Source organism: Pseudomonas sp. lyk4-TYG-107 (assembly GCF_030209055.1).
Classification (GTDB): Bacteria; Pseudomonadota; Gammaproteobacteria; order Pseudomonadales; family Pseudomonadaceae; genus Aquipseudomonas; species Aquipseudomonas putida_A.
In genome coordinates, this window is record NZ_JARVST010000027.1 from 34950 (window position 1) to 59958 (window position 25009).

Genomic DNA, 25009 nt, shown 5'->3' on the forward strand with positions numbered 1-25009 from the left:
GCAGCCCATCGGGGATGAATCCCCTCACCACAGGTAATGACTCCAACATTGAAGGTTGCATCAGCCTCTTGGGTGGTGTTTGGCATGGAGGTCCTGCAACCGCGCGCGGGCGACGTGGGTGTAGATTTGCGTAGTGGAAAGGTCACTGTGCCCCAGCAGCATCTGCACCACCCGCAGGTCGGCGCCGTGGTTAAGCAGGTGCGTGGCGAATGCATGACGCAAAGTGTGCGGCGACAGCGACTTGCCGATCCCGGCGACCTTGGCCCAATGCTTGATCCGGTGCCAGAAAGTCTGGCGGGTCATCTGCTCGCCGCGCTGGCTGGGAAACAGCACATCGCTGGGCCGTCCGCCGAGCAGCTCGCTGCGGCCATCGCGCATGTAGCGTTCGACCCAGACAATCGCCTCCTCGCCCATCGGCACCAGCCGCTCCTTGCTGCCCTTGCCCATCACCCGCAACACGCCCTGACGCAGGTTGACCTGCTCCAGCGTCAGACTGACCAGTTCGGTCACCCGCAGACCACAGGCATACAACACCTCAAGCATGGCGCGGTCACGCTGGCCGATGGCTTCGCTCAGATCCGGCGCCTTGAGCAGCGCTTCGACGTCAGCTTCCGACAACGATTTGGGCAACGGCCGACCGAGTTGCGGCATGTCGACGCGCAAGGTCGGATCGACCGTAATCAGCTTTTCCCGCAGCAGATAGCGATAAAAGCCACGTACACCGGAGAGAAATCTGGCGGTGGAGCGCGGTTTGTAGTTCTGCTCCAGGCGCCAGGACAGGTGATCGAGGATCAACTCGCGACCGGCATTGATCAGCTCGAGGTTTTTCTCCTGCAGCCAGCCGTTGAACAGCGCCAGATCGCTGCGGTAGGCGCCGCGGGTGTTGTCGGACAGGCCTTTTTCCAGCCACAGGGCGTCGAGGAATTGGTCAATCAGTGGATGGTCGATGGCAGGCATGGGCGCTCAAGACACACAACCTCCGGGGCCGTGCGCAAATGTAGAGTGAACTGTAGGAATGGCCGCTAGTCTTTCATAGCCCGCAATTTCAAGGAACAGGGAGCTTCAATGAACGAGCAGCAAATTCTCTTGGCATTTGGCGGGATCGGCGTCGCTGCGTTGGGTTGCCAGTGGCTGGCGTGGCGCCTGAAGCTGCCGGCGATTCTGTTTCTGTTGCTGACCGGGATTCTCGCCGGGCCGGTGCTGGGCTGGCTCGACCCGCAGGAAATGTTCGGCCCGTTGCTGATGCCGCTGGTGTCGCTGGCGGTAGCGTTGATCCTGTTTGAGGGCAGTCTGACCCTGCACCTGTCGGAATGGCGCGAGATCGGCAGTGTCGTGCATCGGCTGGTGACTCTCGGTGCGCTTGTCACCTGGGTGGTCATCGCCGTCGCGACGCACTTCTTGCTCGGCTTCGACTGGCTGCTGGCGATCCTGTTCGGCAGCCTGACGCTGGTGACCGGCCCGACGGTGATCGTGCCGATGCTGCGGGTGGTGCGGCCGAAAGCCTCGATCGCCAACATCCTGCGCTGGGAAGGCATCGTCATCGACCCGATCGGCGCCCTGCTCGCGGTGGTGGTCTACAGCTTCATCATCGCCCGCTCCGAGGGCAACGGCCTCGAACAGAGCCTGTTGACCTTCGGCGGGGTGATTGTCTGCGGCAGCGTATTCGGGGTGGTCGGCGGCTGGGTGCTGGGCACCATCATCCGGCGCCAGTGGTTGCCCGAGTACCTGCATAACCTCGCCTCGCTGGCGGCGGTGTTGGGGATCTTCATTGCATCCAATCAGGTGATGCACGAGTCCGGCCTGCTGGCGGTGACGCTGATGGGCATGTGGCTGGCGAACATGAAGGGCGTGGATGTGCGGCACATCCTGCACTTCAAGGAAAACCTCAGCGTGCTGCTGATTTCCGGGTTGTTCATTCTGCTGGCGGCGCGGCTGGACCTGCATGCCCTGATCGGCCTCGGGCCGCTGGTGCTGATTCTGCTGCTGGTGATTCAACTGATCGCGCGCCCGCTGAACGTGCTGTTGAGCACTGCCGGCTCTAGCCTGAGCTGGCGTGAACGCGCCCTGCTGTGCTGGATCGCCCCGCGCGGGATCGTGGCGGCGGCGGTGTCGGCGATTTTCGCGATTCGTCTGGATCAAGCCGGGCACGAAGGTGCGCTGCTGCTGGTGCCGCTGACTTTCGCGGTGATCATCGGCACCGTGGTGCTGCAAAGTGCAACCGCTCGGCCACTGGCACGCTTGCTGAACGTCGCTGAACCGGCGCCGAGCGGCTTCCTGATCGTCGGCGCCAACGGCCCGGCGCGCCTGCTGGGCAAGTCGCTGCAGCAGCTGGGCAGCCGGGTGCTACTGACCGATTCGAGTTGGGAAAACATTCGTGCGGCGCGCATGGAGGGTTTGCCGACGTACTTTGGCAACCCGGCTTCACAGCATGCCGATGCGCATCTTGATCTGGTGGGGCTGGGGCATCTGCTGGCGCTATCGCCGTCGGGCGAACTGAACACCCTGGCGGCGATGCGTTTTCGACACGACTTTGGTCATCAACGCCTGTTTGGTCTGGCCAGTGGTCAGGAAAGTCGTCGCAGTGACAAGCATCGGGCAAGCCTGGAACATCGCGGCAATCAGCTGGGGAGCGAGGCGCTGACCTACGCCAAGCTGGCCAGCCTGATCAGCAACGGCGCCGAGGTCTACAGCACGACGCTGACGGACGGTTTCGGTTGGGAGGATTACCAGGCATTGCATGGCAATCGGGCGACGCTGCTGTTCATGCGCGATGACAGCGGCTGGGTGCATGTGGTGACGCCGGAGACCGTTTTGAAACCGGGATCCGGGTGGACGTTGTTGGCGTTGATTCAGCCTGAGAGCAGCAGCGCCTGAGCTGACGCATTCGCGAGCAGGCTCGCTCCCACAGTGATCGGAAATTGTGTCCGACACAAAGCCTGTGGGAGCGAGCCTGCTCGCGAATGGCGCGACTCGGTTCCAGATCAGGCTGCAAACCCAGGCAGCACCGGCACCGGCCGCTTGTCATCATCAATAGCGACAAAGCTGAACTGCCCATGAATCGCCTTCTCGCGGCCATCGCAACTCATGCTCTCGACAAACACTTCCACCTCGACCTTGAGGCTGGTATTGCCGACCTTGATCACTTTACCGACCAGTTCGACGATGGAGCCGGCCGGGATCGCGTGGTTGAAGTCGATGCGGTCGGTTGAAACAGTCACCAGCGGCAGGCGGCAGAAGCGGGTGGCGGTGATGAACGACACTTCGTCCATCCATGCCAGCGCGGTGCCGCCGAACAGGGTGTTGTGGTGGTTGGTGGTCGGCGGGAAGACGGCTTTGGTCACGCGGGTTACCGAGAGTTCGGTACGGCGCTGGATTTCCTGGTCGCGGGTGGTCATGGTTCTGGCCTGAAACAAAAATGCTGTGGATAAATTACAGGCAACAAAAAAGCAGCCCGTAGGCTGCTTTTTTCTGCATCGGAAGCTGGACTTAAGCCAGTTTTTCCTTGATGCGAGCTGCTTTACCCGACAGGTCGCGCAGGTAGTACAGCTTGGCTTTACGTACGTCACCGCGACGTTTGACAGCCATGCTGTCGATCTGCGGGGAGTAGGTCTGGAAAGTACGCTCTACGCCAACACCGTTGGAGATTTTACGAACGGTGAACGCACTGTTCACGCCGCGGTTACGCTTGGCGATGACAACGCCTTCGAACGCTTGCAGACGGGAACGATCGCCTTCCTTCACTTTCACCTGAACGACAATGGTGTCGCCTGGGGCAAAGGTAGGGATTTCTTTGGTCATCTGCTCTGCTTCGAGTGCAAGGATGATTTTGTTGGTCATGCTGTGCTCCTAAGGTAAATCAACTGATCTACCATCGATACGTTGTTAACTATCGTCCCGCTCGCGGATGTATTCCTCGAGCAGCTTCTTCTCTTCTCCAGAAAGCGAGCGGCTTTCCAGAAGATCGGCGCGTCGTTCATAGGTCCTACCAAGGGACTGCTGTAAACGCCAACGCCGGATATGCGCGTGATTGCCACTTAGCAACACGTCGGGAACACGCTGATCCGCATACACCTCAGGTCGGGTGTAGTGCGGGCAATCCAGCAGACCATCCGTAAAGGAATCTTCCTCAGCGGAATCCGCATGCCCTAAAGCTCCGGGCAGCAGTCGTGTAACCGCATCGATCATGACCATGGCCGGCAGCTCGCCGCCAGACAGTACATAGTCACCAATCGACCACTCTTCATCGACATGAGCCTCAATAAAGCGCTCGTCAATGCCTTCATAGCGGCCGGCAATCAGGATCAATGCATCCGATTTTGCCAACTCGCGTACCGCCGACTGAGTCAGTTGACGGCCTTGGGGGGACAGGTAAATCACCTTCGCCGCCTCCCCGGCTGCTGCCTTGGCCTGAACCAGAGCATCTTCCAGGGGCTTGATCTTCATCACCATGCCCGGACCACCGCCAAACGGGCGATCGTCCACAGTGTGATGCCGATCCGTCGTGTAATCCCGCGGATTCCAACAGGTCAGCTGCAACAGCCCCTGTTTGACCGCACGACTGGTAATGCCGTACTCACTGATGGCCGAGAACATCTCGGGGAACAGCGTTATGACGTCTACGCGCAGGCTGGCCATTGCTTAGAAGTCCGCATCCCATTCCACCCGCATCACGCCTGCTTCCAGGTCGATTGCCAGCACGCATTGCTCCGTATAGGGCAACAACCGCTCGCGATCATCCAGGCTGCCTGCGCAGGGCTTGACCACCAATACATCGTTCGCGCCGGTCTCCAACAGGTGATCAACCTTGCCGAACAATTGCTCGTCCTGGTTGATGACGCTCAGACCCTGCAACTGGTACCAGTAGTACTCGTCGCCTGTCAGGTTGGGCAAAAGGCTTCGTGAGATGCAAATCTCGTAACCGCTCAGAAGACGGGCTTCATCGCGATCGTCGAGGCCTTTGAGCTTGGCAACCAGATCCTTTTGAGTGGATCGGCCGCTGACCAGCTCGACCTGTTTCACCACGCCTTCGCGCCGAAGCGTCCAGTTGCGGTAGTCCAACAGGTTTTCAATCGGATCGGTAAAGGAAAAGACCTTCACCTCGCCGCGAACGCCGTGAACCGAAAAAATCTTGCCGACAACGATCAGGTCATCAGCTTTTTCTGGCGTCGCGCTCATACTGCTCAGGCTGCAGCCTTGGCAGATTCCTTCAGCAACTGAGCAACACGCTCAGATGGCTGTGCACCAACGCTCAGCCAGTAGGCTACGCGCTCTTGGTTCACGGACAGACGGATTTCCTGACCACGGGCAACAGGGTTGAAGAAGCCAACCTGTTCTTTGTGGGAGCCGTCACGCGGGTTACGCGAGTCGGTTACGGTCAGGTGGTAAAACGGGCGCTTTTTGGAGCCGCCAAGGGCAAGACGGATTGTTAGCATGTGAACATCGTTCCTGTAGTCGGTGCTGCAAATCTAAATGCACAGCGGGCATGGGTGCCCGAAAGGCCGCATATTCTAAGGAATATCCGGACTTTTGCAAATGACTTTTTCCGGCGCCTATGGCATGCCGTGCGGATTTGCATATAGAGCCGTCGATGAAAACGGCCAGTCAGCTCCCGCCGAGTGCGGGTTTGCTGTTGATCCTGCGTCCTTGCAGGGTCTGCGCCGGTGCGACGACCGGCGAAGTCATGGTGTCCTGAATCACATTTTCGGCATGCCGCCGCCGGGCAACATACCGCCCATGCCGCGCATCATTTTCGCCATTCCGCCTTTGGCGGTGAATTTCTTCATCATCTTCTGCATCTGCTTGTGCTGCTTGATCAAGCGACCGATGTCCTGCACCTGAGTGCCGGAACCCATGGCGATCCGGCGTTTGCGCGAACCGCTGATCAGCTCAGGGTCGCGACGCTCGGCCGGGGTCATGGAGTTGATGATGGCTTCCATCTGTTTGAACTGCTTCTCTGCCGCGTTCTGGGCATTGCCCATTTGCGACAGGTTGACGCCGCCGATGCTCGGCAGTTTGTCCATGAGCCCGCCGAGGCCGCCCATGTTCTTCATCTGTTGCAGCTGATCGCGGAAGTCTTCGAGGTCGAAGCCCTTGCCCTTCTTCAGCTTCTTGGCCAGTTTGTCGGCCTTGTCCTTGTCGAGGGTCGCTTCAGCCTGTTCGATCAGGCTGAGCACGTCGCCCATGCCGAGGATCCGCGAAGCGATACGCTCGGGATGGAACGGATCGAGCGCTTCGCTCTTCTCGCCCATACCGATGAACTTGATCGGCTTGCCGGTGATTGCGCGCACCGACAGCGCGGCACCGCCACGGGCATCGCCGTCGACCTTGGTCAGGATCACACCGGTCAGCGGCAGCGCATCACCGAAGGCCTTGGCCGTGTTGGCGGCGTCCTGACCGGTCATGGCGTCGACCACGAACAGGGTTTCCACCGGGTTGATCGCGGCGTGCAGCGCCTTGATCTCGCCCATCATCTCTTCGTCGATGTGCAGACGACCGGCGGTGTCGACGATGACCACGTCGATGAATTTCAGTTTTGCTTCTTTAATAGCCGCGTTGGCGATGTCGACCGGCTTCTGGCTCAGATCGGACGGGAAGAACGTCACGCCGATGTCGTTGGCCAGGGTTTCCAGCTGTTTGATCGCAGCCGGACGGTAGATATCCGCCGACACCACCATCACCGACTTCTTCTTGCGCTCTTTAAGGAAGCGCGCGAGTTTGCCGGCGGTGGTGGTTTTACCGGCACCCTGCAGACCTGCCATCAGAATGACGGCGGGCGGCACGGCGCTCAGGTTCAAGTCTTCGTTGGCCGCGCCCATCAGGCTTTCGAGTTCGGCCTGGACGATCTTCACGAAGGCCTGGCCCGGCGTCAGGCTGCGCGACACCTCGGTGCCGACAGCGCGCTCCTTGACCGAATTGACGAAGTCCTTGACCACCGGCAGGGCGACGTCGGCTTCGAGCAACGCCATGCGCACTTCGCGCAGGGTGTCTTTGATATTGTCTTCAGTCAGCTTCGCCTTGCCGGTGACATGGCGCAGCGTCTGCGAGAGACGGTCGGTTAAGTTTTCAAACATTGCGCGATCCTTTCAGGCCCTGTGTAGACCGGGATAATGGCGGCCCAGACCGGATTCAACATGTGCTCGGCGAGCCTGCGGCGTGGGCAGGTCGCGGATTATAGCGAAGACTGCGTCGGGCGGACACCTCGCACTTTCGTGGTGTGGCGGTTCTATGCCAAACTCAGCGCCTTTCGGGCCTGCCTAACAGGATTTATGCTCCCCTTGTCACCCAGTTTGCTGACTACCATCGCCGCCGCGCTTCTTTATGCCGCTGCGACCCTTTATCAGGGCACCCGCCTGGCCTCCGGCGCCAAGGCGAACAAGCGCCTGCTGGTTACGCTCGGCATCCTCGCCGTGCTCGCCCACAGCGCCAGCCTGCTCACTCACCTGCTGACGCCGATCGGCCTGGGCCTGGACTTCTTCAGCGCCGCCAGCCTGATCGCCGCGGCTGTCATCGCCCTGACGCTACTGGCCTGCTCGCGGATCCCGGTTGAAAACCTGCTGGTGCTGCTGTTCCCGCTCGGCGCGGCGACGGTGTTGCTGGCGCAGTTCGCCCCGGCCGGCACGGTACAAATCATCGACGAAGAACCGGGCATCCTCGCCCACATCCTGCTGTCGATCCTCGCCTACGGCATGTTCACCATCGCGGTGTTCCAGGCCTTGCTGCTGCTGGTGCAGGATCACCAGCTCAAGCACAAGCACCCGTCGGGCCTGATCAAGAATTTCCCGCCACTGCAAACCATGGAAAGCCTGCTGTTCGGTTTCCTCTGGGCCGGCTGGACGCTGCTGTCGCTGTCGCTGATCTCCGGTTGGCTGTTCGTCGAGAACCTGTTCGCCCAGCATCTGGTGCACAAGACCCTGCTGGCGTGCCTGGCCTGGATCGTGTTCAGCGTGCTGCTGTGGGGCCGCAATCGCCTCGGCTGGCGTGGCCACAAGGCGATTCGCTGGACTCTCGCCGGTTTCTGCCTGCTGATGTTGGCGTATTTCGGCAGCAAACTGGTTCGTGAATACATCCTGCACATCTGACGGGCGGCATAAATGGACGGTTTGCCCATAGGGCCGATGCTCGCGGTATTTGTCCTGCTGATTTTATGGTCGGGGCTGTTTACCGCCGTCGAAATCGCGCAGCAGCACTTGCTCGCGCAACGCACCGCCTCGCGCGCCAGCGATAAGCCGCTGGCGAAGCTGAGCTTCCCGCTCGACAGTCTGATCCTGTGCAACACCCTGTGCCGCGCCCTCGCGGTGGTCATTGCCACACTGCTGGCAATCTTCCTTTGCGAAGAAAACGGCCCGTGGGCCGCCTGCCTCGGCGCCGGTGCCGTGTTGCTGGTGTTTGCCGACTACTTTCCGCGCAGCGTGGCCCAGCGCTATCCGGATGCAGTACTGTCGTTCGGCAATACCCTGCTGGCCGTTCCGCTGAAAATCCTTTACCCGCTGGCCTGGCTGCTGAGTCGCATCAGCGGTCTGCTGCTGCGTCCCTTCGCGCGCAAACCCCAGGTGGTGCAGCAAAGTGAAGACGAAGAACCTGCCGACCCGAACGACGACCCGGAACATCCGTCTCGCACCCACCCGGTTTCCGGGATCCATGCGCTGGACAACATCACGGTCAATGACATTCTGGTGCCACGCAGCGATGTCGACGGCATCAACCTCGACGACTCGATCGAAGCGATCGTCGAACAACTGCGCCACAACAAGCGCACGCGCCTGCCGGTGTTCCACAGCGACATCAACCAGGTCGAAGCGGTGCTCAATACACGGCAGATCCGCCATCTGCTCAACGACGGCCAACTGACCCGCGAAGCGCTGCTGGCCGCCAGCTACGAACCGTACTTCGTCCCGGAAAGCACGCCGCTGCAACTGCAACTGCTGAACTTCCACAAGCAGCAGCGCCGGCTGGGCATGGTGGTGGACGAGTACGGCGAAGTGCTGGGCATCGTCACACTGGAAGACATTCTCGAAGAAATCGTCGGCGAATTCGAAAGCGAGCACAGCCTCGACAACCCGCACATCCATCCGCAGCCCGACGGGCGCATGGTGATCGACGGCACCGCGTCGATCCGCGAGTTGAACAAATGCCTGGGCTGGCATTTGCCGAGCGACGGGCCGAAAACCCTCAACGGTCTGGTGACCGAAGCGCTGGAGACCATTCCGGACAGCGCGGTGTGTCTGAAGATCGGGCGCTATCGGCTGGAGATTCTCGAGACCGAGGACAACCGGGTGAGCAAGGTGCTGATCTGGCATACGAGCGCGGTGCCCGCCAAGGTTTAGGCGCTTTTGTGGCGAGGGAGCTTGCTCCCGCTGGGTTGCGAAGCAGCCCTGGCTTTTGATTTACCCACAGATTCATGCGGCCGCTGCGCGCCCGAGCGGGAGCAAGCTCCCTCGCCACAGAAAGCCCAACGGCTGCGATCTTTTGCTCTTGTTTGATTGTTAGCCCCCTTCCTATAATCGAGCCGCTTACCCAAGCGCCGCCGAGCCCTGTGCTTACCCCGCACGCCAACGGTTTCGGTAATTTTCCGCACCACCCCGACGACTGTTCCTACTCGAAACAGCGCTCGCGTCTCATCCCACATCCCTGGGTGTTCAACCATAATAATTCGCTCCAACGGAGCTCATGACTGTCAGGGATCACCGCATGACGACCAGTACCGCTTACAGCGCCACCGCGCCTGCCCAGCCGACCAACTCCGCCACCCGCGTGGCGACGGCGAGCTTCATCGGCACCGCCATCGAGTTCTACGACTTCTACGTTTACGCCACGGCCGCCGCGCTGGTTATCGGGCCGGTGTTCTTTCCGCAGACGTCCGGCACCGCGCAGATGCTTTCGGCGTTTCTCACCTTCGGCATCGCCTTCCTCGCCCGCCCGCTGGGTTCGGCGCTGTTCGGCCATTTCGGTGACCGCATCGGGCGCAAGTCGACACTGGTCGCCTCGCTCTTGCTGATGGGCGTGTGCACCACGCTGATCGGCGTGCTGCCGGGTTACGCCAGCATTGGCGCCTGGGCACCGATTCTGTTGTGTGTGCTGCGTTTCGGTCAGGGTTTGGGATTGGGTGGCGAATGGGGCGGCGCGGCGTTGCTGGCCACGGAGAATGCGCCCAAGGGCAAACGGGCGTGGTTCGGCATGTTCCCGCAGCTTGGCCCGTCAATCGGCTTTCTTGCAGCCAATGGCCTGTTCCTGACCCTGGCCATGACCCTCGATGACGAGCAGTTTCGCAGTTGGGGCTGGCGGATTCCGTTTCTGCTCAGCGCGGCACTGGTGATGGTCGGCCTGTATGTGCGCTTGAAACTCCACGAAACCCCGGTATTCGCCAACGCCATCGCCCGTCAGGAGCGAGTGAAAGTGCCGCTGGTCGAGCTTTTCACCCAGTACTGGGCGCCCACCCTGCTCGGCGCGGCGGCGATGGTGGTGTGCTATGCGCTGTTTTATATCTCGACGGTGTTTTCCCTGAGCTACGGCGTGTCCACCCTCGGCTACAGCCGTGAGACGTTCCTTGGACTGCTGTGTTTTGCCGTGCTGTTCATGGCCGCCGCAACGCCGTTGTCCGCCTGGGCCAGCGACCGCTACGGGCGCAAACCGGTGCTGATCGTCGGTGGTGTGCTGGCGATTCTGTCCGGATTCCTGATGGAGCCATTGCTGACGCAGGGCTCGACCTGGGGCGTGGCGCTGTTCCTGTGCATCGAGCTGTTCTTGATGGGCGTGACGTTTGCCCCGATGGGCGCGCTGCTGCCGGAACTGTTTCCGACCCACGTGCGCTATACCGGCGCATCGGCCGCTTACAACCTCGGCGGGATCGTCGGCGCCTCGGCGGCTCCGTTCTTCGCGCAGAAACTGGTGGCAATGGGTGGTTTGAGTTATGTCGGCGGGTATGTGTCGGCGGCAGCGGTGCTCAGCCTGATTGCTGTGCTGCGCCTGAAGGAAACGCGTGGCAACGATTTGAATCAGGTTGCCTGACGGAAGATCAAAAGCTTCGCGAGCAGGCTCGCTCCCACATTGGATCTGTGGCGTACACAAAACCAATTGTGGGAGCGAGCCTGCTCGCGAATGCCGCGCCTCGGTTTATAGCTCTACAACAACAGCCTGAGCAGCCCGGGTCGCCTTGGCACGCGCTGCCTCAATCGACTCATCCCGCGCCAACGCCACGCCCATCCGGCGCTGACCATTGACTTCAGGCTTGCCGAACAGACGCAACGCCGTATCCGGCTCGCTCAGCGCTGCGCCCAGGTTGGCGAACGCGGTCTGGGTCGACTGCCCTTCCACCAGAATCACCGCCGAAGCGGATGGGCCGAACTGACGGATCAGCGGCACCGGCAGACCGAGAATGGCGCGGGCGTGCAGGGCGAACTGCGACAGATCCTGAGAAATCAGGGTCACCAGACCGGTGTCATGCGGGCGTGGCGAGACTTCGCTGAACCACACCTGATCACCCTTGATGAACAGCTCGACCCCGAACAGCCCGCGACCACCCAAGGCCTCGGTCACGGCTTTGGCCACGCGCTCGGACTCAGCCAGGGCAATCGGGCTCATGGCCTGCGGCTGCCACGACTCCTGATAGTCGCCCTTCTCCTGACGGTGACCAACCGGTGCGCAGAACGTGGTGCCGCCAATATGGCGCACAGTCAGCAGGGTGATTTCGTAGTCGAAATCGATAAAGCCTTCGATGATCACCCGACCTTTGCCGGCGCGACCGCCCTCTTGCGCGTAATCCCAGGCTTTCTGCACATCATCGGCGCTGCGCAGCAGGCTCTGGCCTTTGCCCGACGAGCTCATGACTGGCTTGACCACGCACGGGAAGCCCAGGTCCTGAACGGCTTTGCTGTAGTCCTCGAAGGTGTCGGCAAAATGGTACGGCGAGGTTGGCAGGTCCAGCTCTTCAGCGGCCAGGCGACGGATGCCTTCGCGGTTCATGGTCAGTTGCGCGGCGCGGGCGGTCGGGATCACGGTGAAGCCTTCGGCTTCCAGCTCGACCAGCGTGGCGGTGGCGATGGCTTCGATTTCCGGCACGATGAAGTGCGGTTTCTCGGCTTCGATGACTGCCCGCAGCGCGGCGCCGTCGAGCATGTTGATCACGTGGCTGCGGTGCGCCACCTGCATGGCCGGCGCGTTGGCGTAACGGTCGACGGCAATCACTTCAACGCCCAGGCGTTGCAGCTCGATCACCACTTCCTTGCCCAACTCACCACAGCCACACAGCAATACGCGGGTCGCGGTCGGCGACAATGGAGTTCCGATACGGGTCATCTCAGGTCCTCAAAGAAGCGGATCATCGAGGAAAGCAACGCCAGACGCGCTTTCCATGGGGAGAAAGCGCGGCATTTTACATGAACCGCAGGGTTTGGCTCAGCTGGCGACAGCCTGTTTGCGCTCGCGCCAGGCCATGATCAGCCAGACGGCAGTGACGCCAGCGAACTTCGAGACCAGTGCAGTGATGATCACCGGTGGCGTCATCAGGTCGATCATGCCGAAAAAGATGAAGGTATCGAGGGGAATGCTTAGCGCCGAGCTGATCCACAGGCGGTCGCGCAACGGCCGCTTGGTGACGCTGAACACCAGCCAGTCGATGATTTCCGACACCGCGAACGCCGTGGCGCTGGCCAAGGCGATGGATGGATCAGAAGTGACGTAAGACAGCACCAGCGCCGCCAGCATCGCCACGAGCGCACCGTGGCCGAAACGGGTTTGCACCATGTCGCGCAACACGAATACCAACCCGCCCCAGGCCGACCAGATGATGTCCAGGTGTGGCGCGGTGGAGAAAGCGAAGTTGATCAGCACGACGCTGCTGATGTAGGCGATGAGGAAAATCATGGCGGCGACCTGGGAAATTGGCGCACAGGTTACTTCAGGCTTGGAGTCGGGCCAATAAGAAGTGGCGACTGTTCTGGCCTCTTCGCGAGCAAGCCCGCTCCCACAGTTGATCGAATGTGAACACAAATCCAATGTGGGAGCGGGCTTGCTCGCGAAGGCGGTTTGTCAGACGCCAGATTTCCCGGGGATCATCCACACCAACCCACTCGCCTTCGCCCGCTCATGACACAACCCCAGCACCACCCGGCGCTCGTCATTGGTCATCCGCCCCCAGCGGGTGATCTCAGCGACCGTACGCTGGCAACCGGTACAAATATCGTCGTCATCCAGTGCGCAGATATTCACACACGGCGAGGCAACCGGTCTTTCGGGAGTACTCATTCTTCCTGCTCGACCAGATCACGCGCATAGCGCTGCGAGTTATGCACATAGTGCGCGGCGCTGGCTTCGAGCATCTTCTTCTGCGGCTCGGTCAGCTCACGCACGACCTTGCCCGGCGAGCCCACGACCAGCGAGCCATCGGGGATCTCCTTGCCTTCGCCGATCAGCGAATTGGCGCCGATGATGCAGTTCTTGCCGATTTTCGCCCCGTTGAGGATCACCGCGTTGATGCCGATCAGGCTGTAGTCGCCGACGGTGCAGCCATGCAGCATGGCGTTGTGACCGATGGTCACGCCGGTGCCGATGGTCAGCGGATAGCCCATGTCGGTGTGCATCACCGTGCCGTCCTGGACGTTGCTGTTCTTGCCGATCAGGATCAGTTCGTTGTCGCCGCGCAATACGGCGTTGAACCAGACGTTGGCGCCCTCCTCCAGTCTGACCTTGCCCACCAGCACGGCATTGGGCGCGACCCAGCTCTGTGGATGGGTGTCGACGCGGGCGTCGCCCAGGCGGTATTTCATCTTGTTTTCCTCAGGGCTCAAGAACGGGCCATTCGAGCGATGGCTTCAGGTGTTGATGCTTCAGGTATTAATAAAACTTTTGGGCGGGTGATGCAGGCTGATCTGTTCGTCATAGAGCAGATTGATCAGTTCGACGATCATGATAGCGGTCAAACCCCAGATCTTGAATTCGCCGTAGCGATAACTCGGCACATACCAACTACGGCCCTGGTAATCGATACGGTGCGTGTGTTCGCGCGGATCTTTGCGGAAAAACTCCAGCGGCACGTTGAACACCGCTGCGATCTCGGCATCGTTGGCCTGGTATTCGACGAAGTCCGGGATCACCCCGACATACGGCGTGACCTTGATGCCGTGCAGGGAGATCAGCGGGCTGAGCGGGCCGATCACCTCGACCAGCCCCGGTGGCAGGCCGATTTCTTCCTCGGCTTCGCGCAGAGCGGTGAAGATCAGATCGGGGTCTTCCGGGTCGCGGCGACCGCCGGGAAAGGCCACCTCGCCGCCATGGGTCGAGAGGCCGCTGGCGCGCAGGGTCAGCACCAGCTCGGGTTCGTCACTGCGGGTGATCGGCACCAGAACAGCGGCCTCGGGGAAACGTTTATCGGTCTCCAGCGTGCGCGGTGTGTGGTTGCTTACCCTATGCAGTAGCTCGTCCAGCATGAGTGTTCTCGATCTGTGCCTTACCCTGCATCATGCACCAATCATTGCAGCCGCCCAAGCCCCTGACCGGGCCATGTCGCGAAACGACAACTTGCCGACCGGCACCGCTGCACGCCAAGATAGGCGCAGCATTCAGGAACCCCAGCATGAAATTTTGCAGCCAGTGCGGCAACCCGGTGACCCAGCGCATTCCCGAAGGCGATTCGCGGCTGCGATTTGTCTGTGACAGCTGTCAGACCATTCACTATCAAAACCCCAATATCGTCGCCGGTTGCGTCGCGACCTGGGGCAGTAAAGTGCTGCTCTGCCGCCGCGCCATCGAGCCACGCCTCGGTTACTGGACGCTGCCTGCAGGTTTCATGGAAAACGGCGAAACCATCGAGCAGGCCGCGATCCGCGAAACCGCCGAGGAAGCCTGCGCCCGAGTGCGTAATCTGAGCATCTACACGCTGATCGACGTGCCGCACATCAGCCAGGTACACGTGTTCTTCCGTGCCGAACTGGCCGATCTGGACTTTGCTGCCGGGCCCGAGAGCCTCGAAGTACAACTATTCGACGAAGCCGACATCCCGTGGGACGAGCTGGCTTTCCGCACCGTGGGGCGTACCTTAGAATGCTTCTTCGCTGATCGCCGCGCCGAAAGCTACCCGGTTCGCTCCGAATCGATTCCGCCGTTGACGCAGCCTGCCATCACCTAAAGCTTCTATAAATAAAATATCTGCGTCACTCCTTGGGGAATCGTTTCAATGCGCTGGTTGCTTGCCCTGTTTTGCCTGTCGTTCGTCACCGTGTCCCAAGCGTCATTCGTGACCACCGTGACGCCGTCGAATACCCCGATGATCGAAAAAATCCTGGTGCTCAAATCGGCTCATCAACTGCAATTGATCGCCGACGGCAAGCCGATCAAGACCTATCGAATCTCCTTGGGCAAGGGCGCGAAAAAAGGACCGAAACTGATTGAAGGCGACAAACGCACGCCCGAAGGTTTCTACTGGATCGACTGGCGCAAGGTCAGTGAAAAATTCAACCTGGCGATGCACATCTCCTACCCGAACATCAGCGATTCGGCCCGCGCCCGCCGCGAAGGCGTCGAGCCTGGCGGGATGATCATGATCCACGGCACCCCGGATTCGGAAGAAACCCCGGAAGACCTGTTCCACACCCTGGACTGGACCGACGGCTGCATCGCCATGCGCAACATGGACATGCGTGAAGTCTGGGGTCTGGTGCCGGACGGCACGATGATCGAGATCCGTCCTTAACCAGCGACCACTGGTCACCTGAAAAAAATAAATCAAAAGATCGCAGCCTGCGGCAGCGCCTACAGGGTTGATACCACTTCCCACTGTAGGAGCTGCCGCAGGCTGCGATCTTTTACTTTCTGCAGGCCACCTCTAATACCACTTCAAGACAACCCACTCAGAACCCGCCATTTCATTGGGCTACACGCCAATTCCCCGCGTTGACATGGTATTCAAGTGGTATTAATTTCCGCCCCACAAGCGAGCCACAACAATCCTATACTCGCGTCGGAAATGACCTACATGAACGACCTCCAGGCCCTACGCCCAGATGACTCCCAGCCGACGCCGCTGTACCTGCAGCTGGCGCGCAATCTGGAATCGGCGATCCATTCCGGGCAGTGGAAGGCCGAGCAGGCGATGCCGTCCGAGCGCAACCTCAGCGAGCAACTGGGTATCTCCCGGGTCACCGCACGCAAAGCGCTGGAAGTGCTGCTCGATCAAGGTCTGATCCGCCGCCTGCAAGGTTCCGGCACGTTCATCACACCCCGTCTGGAACAACCGCTGTCACGCCTCTCGGGCTTCAGCGAAATGCTTCGCCTCAAGGGCTTTGTCCCCAGCTCGCAGTGGCTGGAGCGCGAAATCACCCTGCCGACTCACGAAGAACTGATCCGCCTGAGCCTGTCGCCGAACGACAAGGTCGCGCGCATGAAACGCCTGCGCAAGGCCGACGACACGGTGATGGCCATCGAGATGAGCACCCTGCCCGCCTCGATCATGCCCAAGCCGCACCTGGTCGGCGATTCACTCTACGAATACCTCGACGGCATCGGCAAACCGATCGTCCGCGCCCTGCAGCACATCCAGGCGATCAACGCCTCGGACGAGTTCGCCGCGCTGGTCGGCATCGCCCCCGGCACCGCCATGCTGCTGATGACCCGGGTCGGCTACCTCGAAGACAACACGCCGATCGAAGTCACCGACACCTATTGCCGCAACGACTACTACGACTTTGTTGCAGAGCTTCGCCGCTGATCAGCAGCCAGGCCAAACGAGAGAAGCAAAATGTCCGAAGACAACATCCTCACCGCCAGCGGCTGGGTTCGCGGCCGGCTGATTCACGAACACGGCAAAGTCGTGTCGATCGAAGGCGTGCCCTGCGATCCCGCCGACAATGATCTGCCCTACCTCCTGCCGGGTTTCATCGACCTGCACGTCCACGGCGGTGGCGGCAAAGACATCATGGAAGGCGCCAGTGCCTTTGAGACCATCACCAAAACCCACGTGCGCTTCGGCACCACTTCGCTGCTGGCCACCACCATGACCGCGCCGAGCGCCGAGATCTCCAGCGTGCTGAAAGAGGTCGGCGAATTCTGCGAACAGCGTCCGCAAGGTGCCGCCCGGGTACTCGGTGTGCATCTGGAAGGCCCGTACATCAACCCCGGCAAACTCGGCGCGCAACCGAATTTCGCCCACACCGCGTTGATGGCCGAGGTCGAGGAATATCTGGCGCTGGCGCCGATCCGGGTGATCACCATCGCCCCGGAAATCGCCGGTCACGACGGGTTAATTCGTGAACTGAGCAGCCGCGGTATCCGCATGCAAATCGGCCACACCCTCGGCAGCTACGAGGAAGGCGTTGCCGCCCTCGATGCCGGCGCCACCAGTTTCACCCATTTGTACAACGCCATGAGCCCGCTGCATCACCGCGAACCGGGGATCGTCGGCGCCGCGCTGGCCCACGCCAAATTCGCCGAACTGATCCCGGACTTGCTGCACGTGCACCCCGGCGCGATCCGCGTGGCCCTGCGTTCGATCCCGTGCCTGTACTGCGTCACCGATTCGACCGCCGCCGCCGGCATGCCCGACGGTGAATATAAGCTCGGCAGCCACACCGTGACCAAATGTCTGGGCGGCGTGCGCCTGCCCGACGGCACGCTGGCCGGCAGCACCCTGACCATGGATCAAGCCCTGCGCAACCTGGTGAAGATCGGACTGCCGATCGCCGAGGCCTCGCAGCGCCTGTCGCAATTTCCCGCCGACTACCTCGGCATCACTGAACGCGGGCGCCTGCAACCGGGGGCCTGGGCCGACTGCGTGCGGCTGGATCGCTCACTCACACTGACCGCCGTCATGGTCGAAGGAGAAGACATTGACTTCAAAAATGCTTGAAGAGGCGCTGTCCTCGTTCGAGGCCGTGCAAGCCCAATTGCAACAGCTCGACCCGCAGATGGTCGAGATCGCCGGGCGCCTGCGCCGTCAGCCGCCGCAAGTGGCGATGACCGTCGCGCGCGGCAGCTCCGACCACGCGGCGAGCTACTTCGCCTACCTGACCATGCAGCAACTGGGGGTGCCGGTGGCGTCGTTGCCGATGTCGGTGGTGACCATGCAGCAGGCGCCGCTGAAGGTCAGCGGTCAGGTGGCGTTCGCGTTCTCGCAATCGGGTCAGAGCCCGGACCTGGTCAACAGTCTGCGTCTGCTGCGCAAGCGCGGCGCACTGAGCGTATCGATGGTCAATGCCGCCGATTCGCCATTGGAAGCGGCGTGTGAATTCAGCCTGCCGTTGCTCGCCGGTATCGAAAGCAGCGTCGCCGCGACCAAGAGTTTCATCGCCACCCTCAGCGCCAGCGCCCGCCTGATCGCGCACTGGAAAGAAGATAACGAACTGCTGGAAGCGCACAACGCCCTGCCCGAAGGACTGCGCGACGCGGCGCAGCAGGACTGGAGCACCGCGATCGACGCCTTGCGCGATTGTGAGCGTCTGATGGTCATCGGCCGTGGTGCCGGATTTGCCATCGCCCAAGAGGCCGCGCTGAAATTCAAGGAAACCTCGGCGATCCAGGCCGAAGCGTTCAGCAGTGCCGAAGTCCGTCACGGCCCGATGGCGCTGATCGACGAGCATTACCCGTTGCTGGTGTTCGCCCCGCGCGGTGCCGAACAGGCCGGTCTGATCAGTCTTGCGGCAGAGATGCGTCAACGCGGCGCTCGCGTGCTGCTGGCCGCGCCGGACGACATCCTCGAACGCGACCTGACCCTGAGCCGCGCCGAACACCCGGCCCTCGACCCGATTCTGGCGATCCAGAGCTTCTACGTGATGGCCGCAGGTCTCGCCGTGGCCCGTGGCATGGACCCGGATCAACCGCGCCACCTGAGCAAAGTGACCCGTACGCACTAAGCCCGAATGACTGCACACCTGATGAGACCGAGCCATGCACAACAACAATAAAGAGCTGACCCTCAGCGCCCCGCTCAGCGGCCCGGTGCTCACGCTCGCCAAAGTCCCGGACGCGGTGTTCGCCAGCGGCGCGATGGGTGACGGCATCGCCATCGACCCGCTGAATGACACCCTGTATTCGCCCTGCGCCGGGGAGATCATCCACGTCGCCCGCACCGGCCACGCGCTGACCGTGCGCGCCGACAACGGCGCGGAAATCCTTCTGCACCTGGGCCTCGATACCGTTGAACTGAACGGCGAAGGCTTCTCGATGCTGGTCAAGGAAGGCACGCGGGTCAGCAACGGCCAGCCGTTGTTGCGCTATGACCTGGACAAGGTCGGCCAGCAGTGCAAAAGCCTGGTCAGCCTGTTGATCCTGACCAACAGCCAGGATTTCCAGGTGCGCCCGATCACACTCAAAGCGGTGAAGGTCGGCGAGCCGTTGCTGCACATTATTGCCCGCAACGGTGCGGCTGCGAATGTTGAAGAAACTGGCGGGCCTGAGGTGCGTGGGCAAGTGTTGGTGGCTCATCGCGGCGGTCTGCATGCGCGCCCTGCCGCACTGATTCGGCAGACCGCACAAGGCTTCAAGAGCCAGTCGCAGCTGCACTTCGCTGGTAAGTCGGCGCCGTGCAACAGCCTGATCGGGCTGATGGGACTGGCCATCGGCGAGCAGGATGAGGTGCAGGTCAGCTGTCAGGGGCCGGACGCCGAAGCCGCGCTGCAAGCCTTGCTCAATGCCTTGGCGACCGCCCTGCCCGATGATCATCACGCTGCTGCACCGGTCAACGCCGCACCGCGCAAACGCCCCGCCGAGGCTGGCGTATTGCAGGGTGTGTGCGCCGCACCAGGACTGGTCGGCGGGCCGCTGTTTCGCTTGAACGCGATCAGCCTGCCGGCAGATGCGGGCAGTCATGATCCGCTGGTGCAACAGCAGGTGCTTGAGTCGGCGCTGAATCAGGTTCGCGGCGAAATCAACGCGACCCTCACCCAAGCGAAAAAGCACAAGAGCACCGACGAAGAAGCGATCTTCGCCGCGCATCTGGCACTGCTCGAAGACCCGGCCCTGCTCGACACCGCGCAGCATTCCATCGACCAAGGCACGGCGGCGACTCATGCCTGGAGCCAGTCGATCGACGTGCAGTGCGAAGTACTGCAACACACCGGCAGCGCGCTGCTGGCCGAACGCGCCAACGACCTGCGCGACCTCAAGCAACGGGTGCTGCGCGCCCTGCTTGGCGAAGCCTGGCATTACGAAGTGCCGGCCGGGGCCATCGTCGCTGCGCATGAACTGACGCCGTCGGATCTGCTGCAACTCAGCGCCCAAGGTGTCGCCGGGTTGTGCATGGCCGAGGGCGGCGCGACCTCGCACGTGGCGATTCTGGCGCGTGGCAAAGGCCTGCCGTGCCTGGTGGCGTTGGGCGCAACGCTGCTCGATCTACCGCAAGGTCAGTCGGTGGTGCTGGATGCTGACGGCGGCCGACTCGAACTCACGCCGAACACCGAACGCCTGGCCGAAGTGCAGCAGGCGCAAATCGACCGTCAGCAACGCCGCGATGCGCAACAAACCAAAGCCCATCTGTCCGCCGAAACCCGCAATGGCGTGGCGATCGAAGTGGTCGCCAATGTCGCCTCCTGCCATGAAGCGGCAGACGCCTTTGCCAACGGTGCCGATGGCGTCGGCCTGCTGCGCACCGAGTTCCTGTTCGTCGACCGGCAAACCGCGCCGGACGTCGAAGAGCAGCGCGCCGCCTATCAAGCCGTGCTCGATGCCATGGGTGAGCACTCGGTGATCATCCGCACCATCGACGTCGGCGGCGACAAGCAACTCGACTACCTGCCGCTGCCCGCCGAAGCCAATCCGGTACTCGGCCTGCGCGGCATTCGTCTGGCTCAGGCCCGTCCGGAAATCCTCGATCAGCAACTGCGCGCACTGCTGCAAGTCAGCCCGCTGCGCCGTTGCCGGATCCTGTTGCCGATGGTCACCGAAGTCGACGAACTGCTGCACATCCGCCAACGGGTCGATGCGCTGTGCATCGAACTGGGTGTGACTCAGCGCCCGGAAATCGGCGTGATGATCGAAGTCCCGGCCGCTGCATTGCAGGCCGAACAACTGGCCGAGCACGCCGACTTCCTGTCGATCGGCACCAACGACCTGTCGCAATACACCTTGGCCATGGACCGCGACCACGCAGGTTTGGCCGCCCGCGTCGACGCCCTGCATCCGGCACTGCTGCGGCTGATCGCCATGACCTGCGCAGGCGCGGCGGTGCACAAACGCTGGGTCGGCGTGTGCGGTGCCCTCGCCTCCGATCCGCTGGCGACACCGGTGCTGATCGGCCTCGGCGTGACCGAGCTGTCGGTGAGCCCGGTGCAAATCGGTGAAATCAAGGATCGCGTGCGCCAGTTGCACGAAGCCGAATGCCAACGCCTCAGCCGCGACCTGTTGAAACTCAACAGCGCCGCTGCGGTTCGTCACGCCTGCCACCAGCATTGGCCTCTGCACTAACAACAAGCTCTCTATAAAGAGCAGGGAGAACCACCATGTACCAACTCTTCATCGAAGGCCTGCAACGCCTCGGCCGCGCGCTGATGCTGCCGATCGCGATCCTGCCGATTGCCGGCCTGCTGCTGCGTCTGGGTGACACCGACCTGCTGAACATCGCGATCATTCACGATGCCGGCCAGGTGATCTTCGCCAACCTGGCGATGATCTTCGCCATCGGCATCGCTGTCGGGTTTGCCAAGGACAACAACGGCACCGCAGGCCTGGCCGGAGTGATCGGTTACCTGGTGATGATCTCCACGCTCAAGGTGCTCGACCCGAGCATCAACATGGGCATGCTCGCCGGGATCGTCAGCGGCCTGATGGCCGGCGCGCTGTACAACCGCTTCAAAGACATCAAGCTGCCGGAGTACCTGGCATTCTTCGGCGGCCGGCGCTTCGTGCCGATCGTCACCGGTTTCGCCGCCGTCGCGCTGGGCGTGGTGTTCGGCTACATCTGGCCGCCGATCCAGCATGGCATCAACAGCTTCGGCGCCTTGATGATGGAAAGCGGCAGCATCGGTGCGTTCGTGTTTGGCGTGTTCAACCGCTTGCTCATCGTCACCGGCCTGCACCACATCCTCAACAACATGGCGTGGTTCGTGTTCGGCAACTTCACCGACCCGACCACCGGCGCACTGGTCACCGGCGACCTGTCACGCTACTTCGCCGGCGATCCAAAGGGCGGCCAGTTCATGACCGGCATGTTCCCGATGATGATCTTCGGCCTGCCCGCCGCGTGCCTGGCAATGTACCGCAACGCGTTGCCGGAGCGGCGCAAGGTCATGGGCGGGATCTTCCTGTCGATGGCCCTGACTTCGTTCCTTACCGGCGTGACCGAGCCCATCGAATTCGCCTTCATGTTCCTCGCCCCGCTGCTGTATCTGCTGCATGCGCTGCTGACCGGGTTGTCTATGGCGATCACCAATGCGCTGAACATCCATTTGGGTTTCACCTTCTCCGGCGGCTTCATCGACATGGTGCTGGGTTGGGGGCGTTCGACCAATGGCTGGCTGGTGATTCCGGTCGGGCTGGCGTACGCCGTGGTGTATTACGCGGTGTTTGATTTCTGTATCCGCCGCTTCAATCTGAAGACGCCGGGGCGTGAGGACGTGGCCGCCACCGAGAAGTCGGTGCTTACGGAAAACGAACGTGCTGCTGCGTACATCAAGGCCTTGGGCGGTGCCGAGAATCTGCTTACCGTGGGCGCCTGCACGACTCGTCTGCGCCTGGAAATGGTCGATCGCAACAAGGCTTCCGACGCTGACTTGAAGGCTCTGGGTGCGATGGCCGTGGTACGCCCGGGCAAGGGCGGCAGCTTGCAGGTGGTGGTCGGGCCATTGGCCGACAGCATCGCCGACGAAATCCGCCTCGCCATGCCGACGCTGGGGCGTGCGTTGGTGGCTGCGCCTGCGGTGGTGGTCGAGGAATCGAAAGCTGCAATGGTCGCTGCACCGGAAGCCCAACAATGGCTGACGGCGTTGGGCGGTAGCGAGAATGTGCTGCAGCTGGACTGCATCGCCCTGACCCGCATTCGCCTGCAACTGGTCGATGGTAAAGCGTTGTCCGAGGCTCAGTTGAAAGAGCTGGGTTGCCAGGGTGTCAGCCCGCTGGAGGGTGGGGTCTGGCATTTGTTGATTGGCGAGAAAGCGGCGAGTTTGAGTGGGGCGATTGAGGCGTTGGTTAAACGGAGTGAGGTCAGCGCCAAGGTTTGACTCGCCGGCGTCTGGGCGGCCCCCTTCGCGAGCAAGCCCGCTCCCACATTGACCTGTGTACGCCGGTCAAATGTGGGAGCGGGCTTGCTCGCGAAGAACGATAACGCGGTGATCCTGAGAGATCAGGTCTGTGGATCGACCCGGTCCAGCGCCCGGTTTACCGCCAGTTCGGCGAGCATGACGATTTGCTGGATCGCCAGTGCGGTGCTGCGTTGCAGGCCGCTGAGTTCGCTGGCGAAGTTGCTGGCCATGGCACTGGCGCAGGCCAACGATTCGTAGGCGTGGGCCAGCAGGGTTTCGGTGTCGATGCTGGGGTTGACCAGGAACATTGTGCTGGGCTGATGCGCCTGAGCGGGTTGCGGGGTGAAGTAGAAATCGACAGCGCGCTTGATGGCTTCACGGTCTTTCGTCAGGTCTTCGACGCGGATGGCGTCGGCGGGTGGGTCGGGTATCAGTTTGTCCATCGAACAAGTCCTTTTTAAGTGTTGCGGCCACTTGCTCCCGATCTCACTCGGAGAAGAGGTGGCAGCCATGTACGGAGTGAGATTACCGGTAAGGACCCCAAATCCGGCCGGACCGAAGTCCGCCCGTACATAGCCGCCATAAGGAATTGCTGACAGTGAAAGCTGGCCGCAATTATGGGGGCACTTGTGTGGGGATCCAAATCGGGTATCTCACCTCCCGGTCGCTGAATTGGCAGCGACAGACGAAGCCTAGAGACCGGACGTCCGAGGGACAACCTGAAAACCTTGTGGGAAGGTTCTGGTAATTCCACACACTCTTAAACACAAAACATCCCGTGTAGGAGCTGCCGAAGGCTCGGGCCGCGTTCGGACGATCTTTTGATCTGCCCTTTGACTGTAAAAAACCAAAGTCAAAAGATCGCAGCCTTCGGCAGCTCCTACAGGTGAGTACTGCACCAGATAGAGACTGCTCGGCTGTCAGGCCGCCATCGCTGGCAAGCCAGGCTCCCACAGGGGTTGTGGGCATCTGCAAGAGTTAGGTTGTCTGTCAGATTGCCTTCGCGAGCAAGCTCGCTCCCACAGAAAAGCAAAAGCAAAAACGGCGCTGCCCCGCTTCGCTCCTCACCACTCAACAGGATGAGCGCAAGCTCGGCTGTCGCTCTTGATCTTGATCCACGGGCGACGTCGGAAGGCTGAGTGGAGGGATTGATCCGGGCGTGGGAGCGCAGCGACCGTTTGGCGCAGCCAAACACAGCGAGAGGAGGTGCAGCGAAGCAAACCGGAGGCGCTGCGCCCGGATCAATACCGGAGCGAAGGGACCCCGAGCCTCAGCGAGCGGGCCGAACGTAGGAGCAAGCGTTTTTGGTTACTTTTGAGGCGTTTGTCAAAAGTGACCCGCCGTAAGGGCGGAACCCTAAGAAGCCGTTACCGCAGCAACGGATATGTACCCGATCAGTCAGAACATCATCGCCTGATCCGACGCCTTCGCGAGCAGGCTCGCTCCCACATTGAACCCCATTGCCCGGAAAATCGCATCCAACAAAAAGCCCGCAGACAATCACTCATCTGCGGGTTTCCCGTTCCAGCGGCAAAAAGATCAGAAATCCTCCAGCCGCCACACCTCATAAGCCGGCGTCTCGTAAGGGTGACTCAACTTCAAAGCCGCCACCACATCACGAATCAACGCGTCACAAACCACAAGCTCAACCTTCCATTCCTCGACCCGCTCAACCTGCCCCGCCTCACCAATGAACGGCTGACTGCCGTGCAAAGGCCGAAACTGACCAGACCCAAGCACCTGCCAGGCACAGTGGTCATAGTCCCCGATCCGCCCACCACCGGCAGCGAATACAGCGTCCTTGACCACCTCGACATGACTGTCGGGAACAAAAAACCCGAGCTTGTACACGA

The 25009-nt window shown here is 61.4% G+C and carries 25 protein-coding genes; 11 read left to right on the forward strand and 14 right to left on the reverse strand.

Annotation, left to right across the window (positions count from 1 at the left end; all coding sequences use genetic code 11):
• Positions 1–60: 60 nt before the first annotated feature.
• Complete coding sequence (xerD, locus tag QRN61_RS21600; RefSeq protein ID WP_007967784.1) at positions 61–957, reverse strand: site-specific tyrosine recombinase XerD; 897 nt, start codon at positions 955–957, stop codon at positions 61–63.
• 108 nt (positions 958–1065) lie between these two features.
• On the opposite strand from xerD, the gene QRN61_RS21605 reads away from it, so the two are divergent.
• Positions 1066–2874 carry a cation:proton antiporter gene (locus QRN61_RS21605; protein ID WP_285375397.1) on the forward strand — a complete coding sequence of 603 codons (1809 nt, stop codon included), beginning with the start codon at positions 1066–1068 and terminating at the stop codon, positions 2872–2874.
• 107 nt (positions 2875–2981) lie between these two features.
• On the opposite strand, the gene QRN61_RS21610 is transcribed toward QRN61_RS21605, so the two are convergent.
• The 6 genes from QRN61_RS21610 to ffh all read right to left on the reverse strand — a co-directional run bounded on the left by QRN61_RS21610 (position 2982) and on the right by ffh (position 7070).
• The gene (locus QRN61_RS21610; RefSeq protein ID WP_007908981.1) at positions 2982–3395 is read right to left on the reverse strand and encodes an acyl-CoA thioesterase; all 414 of its coding nucleotides are present in this window, start codon (positions 3393–3395) and stop codon (positions 2982–2984) included.
• 91 nt (positions 3396–3486) lie between these two features.
• On the reverse strand, positions 3487–3837 hold the full coding sequence (rplS, locus tag QRN61_RS21615; protein WP_003175895.1) for a 50S ribosomal protein L19: 351 nt from the start codon (positions 3835–3837) through the stop codon (positions 3487–3489).
• Positions 3838–3882: 45 nt separating this feature from the next.
• Entirely contained in the window at positions 3883–4635 is a 753-nt protein-coding gene (gene trmD / locus QRN61_RS21620) for a tRNA (guanosine(37)-N1)-methyltransferase TrmD (protein WP_003221981.1), read from the reverse strand.
• A 3-nt stretch (positions 4636–4638) separates the two neighbouring features.
• On the reverse strand, positions 4639–5175 hold the full coding sequence (gene rimM, locus QRN61_RS21625; protein ID WP_047601381.1) for a ribosome maturation factor RimM: 537 nt from the start codon (positions 5173–5175) through the stop codon (positions 4639–4641).
• A 5-nt stretch (positions 5176–5180) separates the two neighbouring features.
• Positions 5181–5432, reverse strand: coding sequence for a 30S ribosomal protein S16 (gene rpsP, locus QRN61_RS21630; RefSeq protein ID WP_003185073.1), 252 nt, complete (start codon positions 5430–5432; stop codon positions 5181–5183).
• Between the two features lie 261 nt (positions 5433–5693).
• A complete protein-coding gene (gene ffh, locus QRN61_RS21635) occupies positions 5694–7070 on the reverse strand; it encodes a signal recognition particle protein (protein ID WP_007967791.1) in 1377 nt (458 codons plus the stop codon).
• Positions 7071–7265: 195 nt separating this feature from the next.
• Here ffh and QRN61_RS21640 point away from each other — a divergent pair, with 195 nt between their 5' ends.
• The 3 genes from QRN61_RS21640 to QRN61_RS21650 all read left to right on the forward strand — a co-directional run bounded on the left by QRN61_RS21640 (position 7266) and on the right by QRN61_RS21650 (position 11004).
• Positions 7266–8078: a cytochrome C assembly family protein gene (locus QRN61_RS21640; protein WP_027610969.1), complete on the forward strand. Its 813-nt coding sequence runs from the start codon at positions 7266–7268 to the stop codon at positions 8076–8078.
• A gap of 12 nt (positions 8079–8090) precedes the next feature.
• Positions 8091–9323: an HlyC/CorC family transporter gene (locus QRN61_RS21645; protein WP_285375402.1), complete on the forward strand. Its 1233-nt coding sequence runs from the start codon at positions 8091–8093 to the stop codon at positions 9321–9323.
• Positions 9324–9687: 364 nt separating this feature from the next.
• Positions 9688–11004, forward strand: coding sequence for an MFS transporter (locus QRN61_RS21650; RefSeq protein ID WP_285375404.1), 1317 nt, complete (start codon positions 9688–9690; stop codon positions 11002–11004).
• A 105-nt stretch (positions 11005–11109) separates the two neighbouring features.
• On the opposite strand, the gene purT is transcribed toward QRN61_RS21650, so the two are convergent.
• From purT to QRN61_RS21675, 5 genes are all read right to left on the reverse strand, one after another.
• On the reverse strand, positions 11110–12291 hold the full coding sequence (gene purT, locus QRN61_RS21655; RefSeq protein ID WP_003221968.1) for a formate-dependent phosphoribosylglycinamide formyltransferase: 1182 nt from the start codon (positions 12289–12291) through the stop codon (positions 11110–11112).
• Between the two features lie 99 nt (positions 12292–12390).
• Entirely contained in the window at positions 12391–12858 is a 468-nt protein-coding gene (locus QRN61_RS21660) for a VUT family protein (protein WP_007967799.1), read from the reverse strand.
• Between the two features lie 165 nt (positions 12859–13023).
• Positions 13024–13239, reverse strand: coding sequence for a DUF1289 domain-containing protein (locus QRN61_RS21665; protein ID WP_096795202.1), 216 nt, complete (start codon positions 13237–13239; stop codon positions 13024–13026).
• Positions 13236–13760 (reverse strand): gamma carbonic anhydrase family protein, encoded by a 525-nt coding sequence (locus tag QRN61_RS21670; protein WP_285375408.1) that lies wholly within the window; start codon positions 13758–13760, stop codon positions 13236–13238. The genes QRN61_RS21665 and QRN61_RS21670 overlap by 4 nt, the downstream gene beginning before the upstream one ends.
• 60 nt (positions 13761–13820) lie before the next feature.
• Positions 13821–14420 carry a CoA pyrophosphatase gene (locus QRN61_RS21675; RefSeq protein WP_003221960.1) on the reverse strand — a complete coding sequence of 200 codons (600 nt, stop codon included), beginning with the start codon at positions 14418–14420 and terminating at the stop codon, positions 13821–13823.
• Positions 14421–14566: 146 nt separating this feature from the next.
• Here QRN61_RS21675 and QRN61_RS21680 point away from each other — a divergent pair, with 146 nt between their 5' ends.
• The 7 genes from QRN61_RS21680 to nagE all read left to right on the forward strand — a co-directional run bounded on the left by QRN61_RS21680 (position 14567) and on the right by nagE (position 23135).
• Positions 14567–15118 carry an NUDIX hydrolase gene (locus QRN61_RS21680; RefSeq protein ID WP_027610966.1) on the forward strand — a complete coding sequence of 184 codons (552 nt, stop codon included), beginning with the start codon at positions 14567–14569 and terminating at the stop codon, positions 15116–15118.
• Between the two features lie 48 nt (positions 15119–15166).
• Entirely contained in the window at positions 15167–15682 is a 516-nt protein-coding gene (locus tag QRN61_RS21685; RefSeq protein WP_027610965.1) for a L,D-transpeptidase family protein, read from the forward strand.
• Positions 15683–15964: 282 nt separating this feature from the next.
• The gene (locus tag QRN61_RS21690) at positions 15965–16696 is read left to right on the forward strand and encodes a GntR family transcriptional regulator (protein ID WP_027610964.1); all 732 of its coding nucleotides are present in this window, start codon (positions 15965–15967) and stop codon (positions 16694–16696) included.
• Between the two features lie 30 nt (positions 16697–16726).
• Complete coding sequence (nagA, locus tag QRN61_RS21695; RefSeq protein WP_095138282.1) at positions 16727–17833, forward strand: N-acetylglucosamine-6-phosphate deacetylase; 1107 nt, start codon at positions 16727–16729, stop codon at positions 17831–17833.
• Positions 17814–18836 carry an SIS domain-containing protein gene (locus tag QRN61_RS21700; RefSeq protein WP_285375412.1) on the forward strand — a complete coding sequence of 341 codons (1023 nt, stop codon included), beginning with the start codon at positions 17814–17816 and terminating at the stop codon, positions 18834–18836. Before nagA ends, QRN61_RS21700 begins: the two co-directional genes overlap by 20 nt.
• Before the next feature lie 34 nt (positions 18837–18870).
• Positions 18871–21384, forward strand: a complete 2514-nt coding sequence (gene ptsP, locus QRN61_RS21705; RefSeq protein ID WP_285375415.1) for a phosphoenolpyruvate--protein phosphotransferase — start codon at positions 18871–18873, stop codon at positions 21382–21384.
• Between the two features lie 35 nt (positions 21385–21419).
• Positions 21420–23135, forward strand: coding sequence for an N-acetylglucosamine-specific PTS transporter subunit IIBC (gene nagE, locus QRN61_RS21710; RefSeq protein WP_285375418.1), 1716 nt, complete (start codon positions 21420–21422; stop codon positions 23133–23135).
• 122 nt (positions 23136–23257) lie between these two features.
• Here nagE and QRN61_RS21715 read toward each other — a convergent pair whose 3' ends face one another.
• Together QRN61_RS21715 and QRN61_RS21720 are read right to left on the reverse strand one after the other, a co-directional pair.
• Positions 23258–23599: a DUF6124 family protein gene (locus QRN61_RS21715; RefSeq protein WP_285375421.1), complete on the reverse strand. Its 342-nt coding sequence runs from the start codon at positions 23597–23599 to the stop codon at positions 23258–23260.
• A 1096-nt stretch (positions 23600–24695) separates the two neighbouring features.
• Complete coding sequence (locus tag QRN61_RS21720) at positions 24696–25007, reverse strand: YqfO family protein (protein ID WP_285375423.1); 312 nt, start codon at positions 25005–25007, stop codon at positions 24696–24698.
• Positions 25008–25009 lie beyond the last annotated feature (2 nt).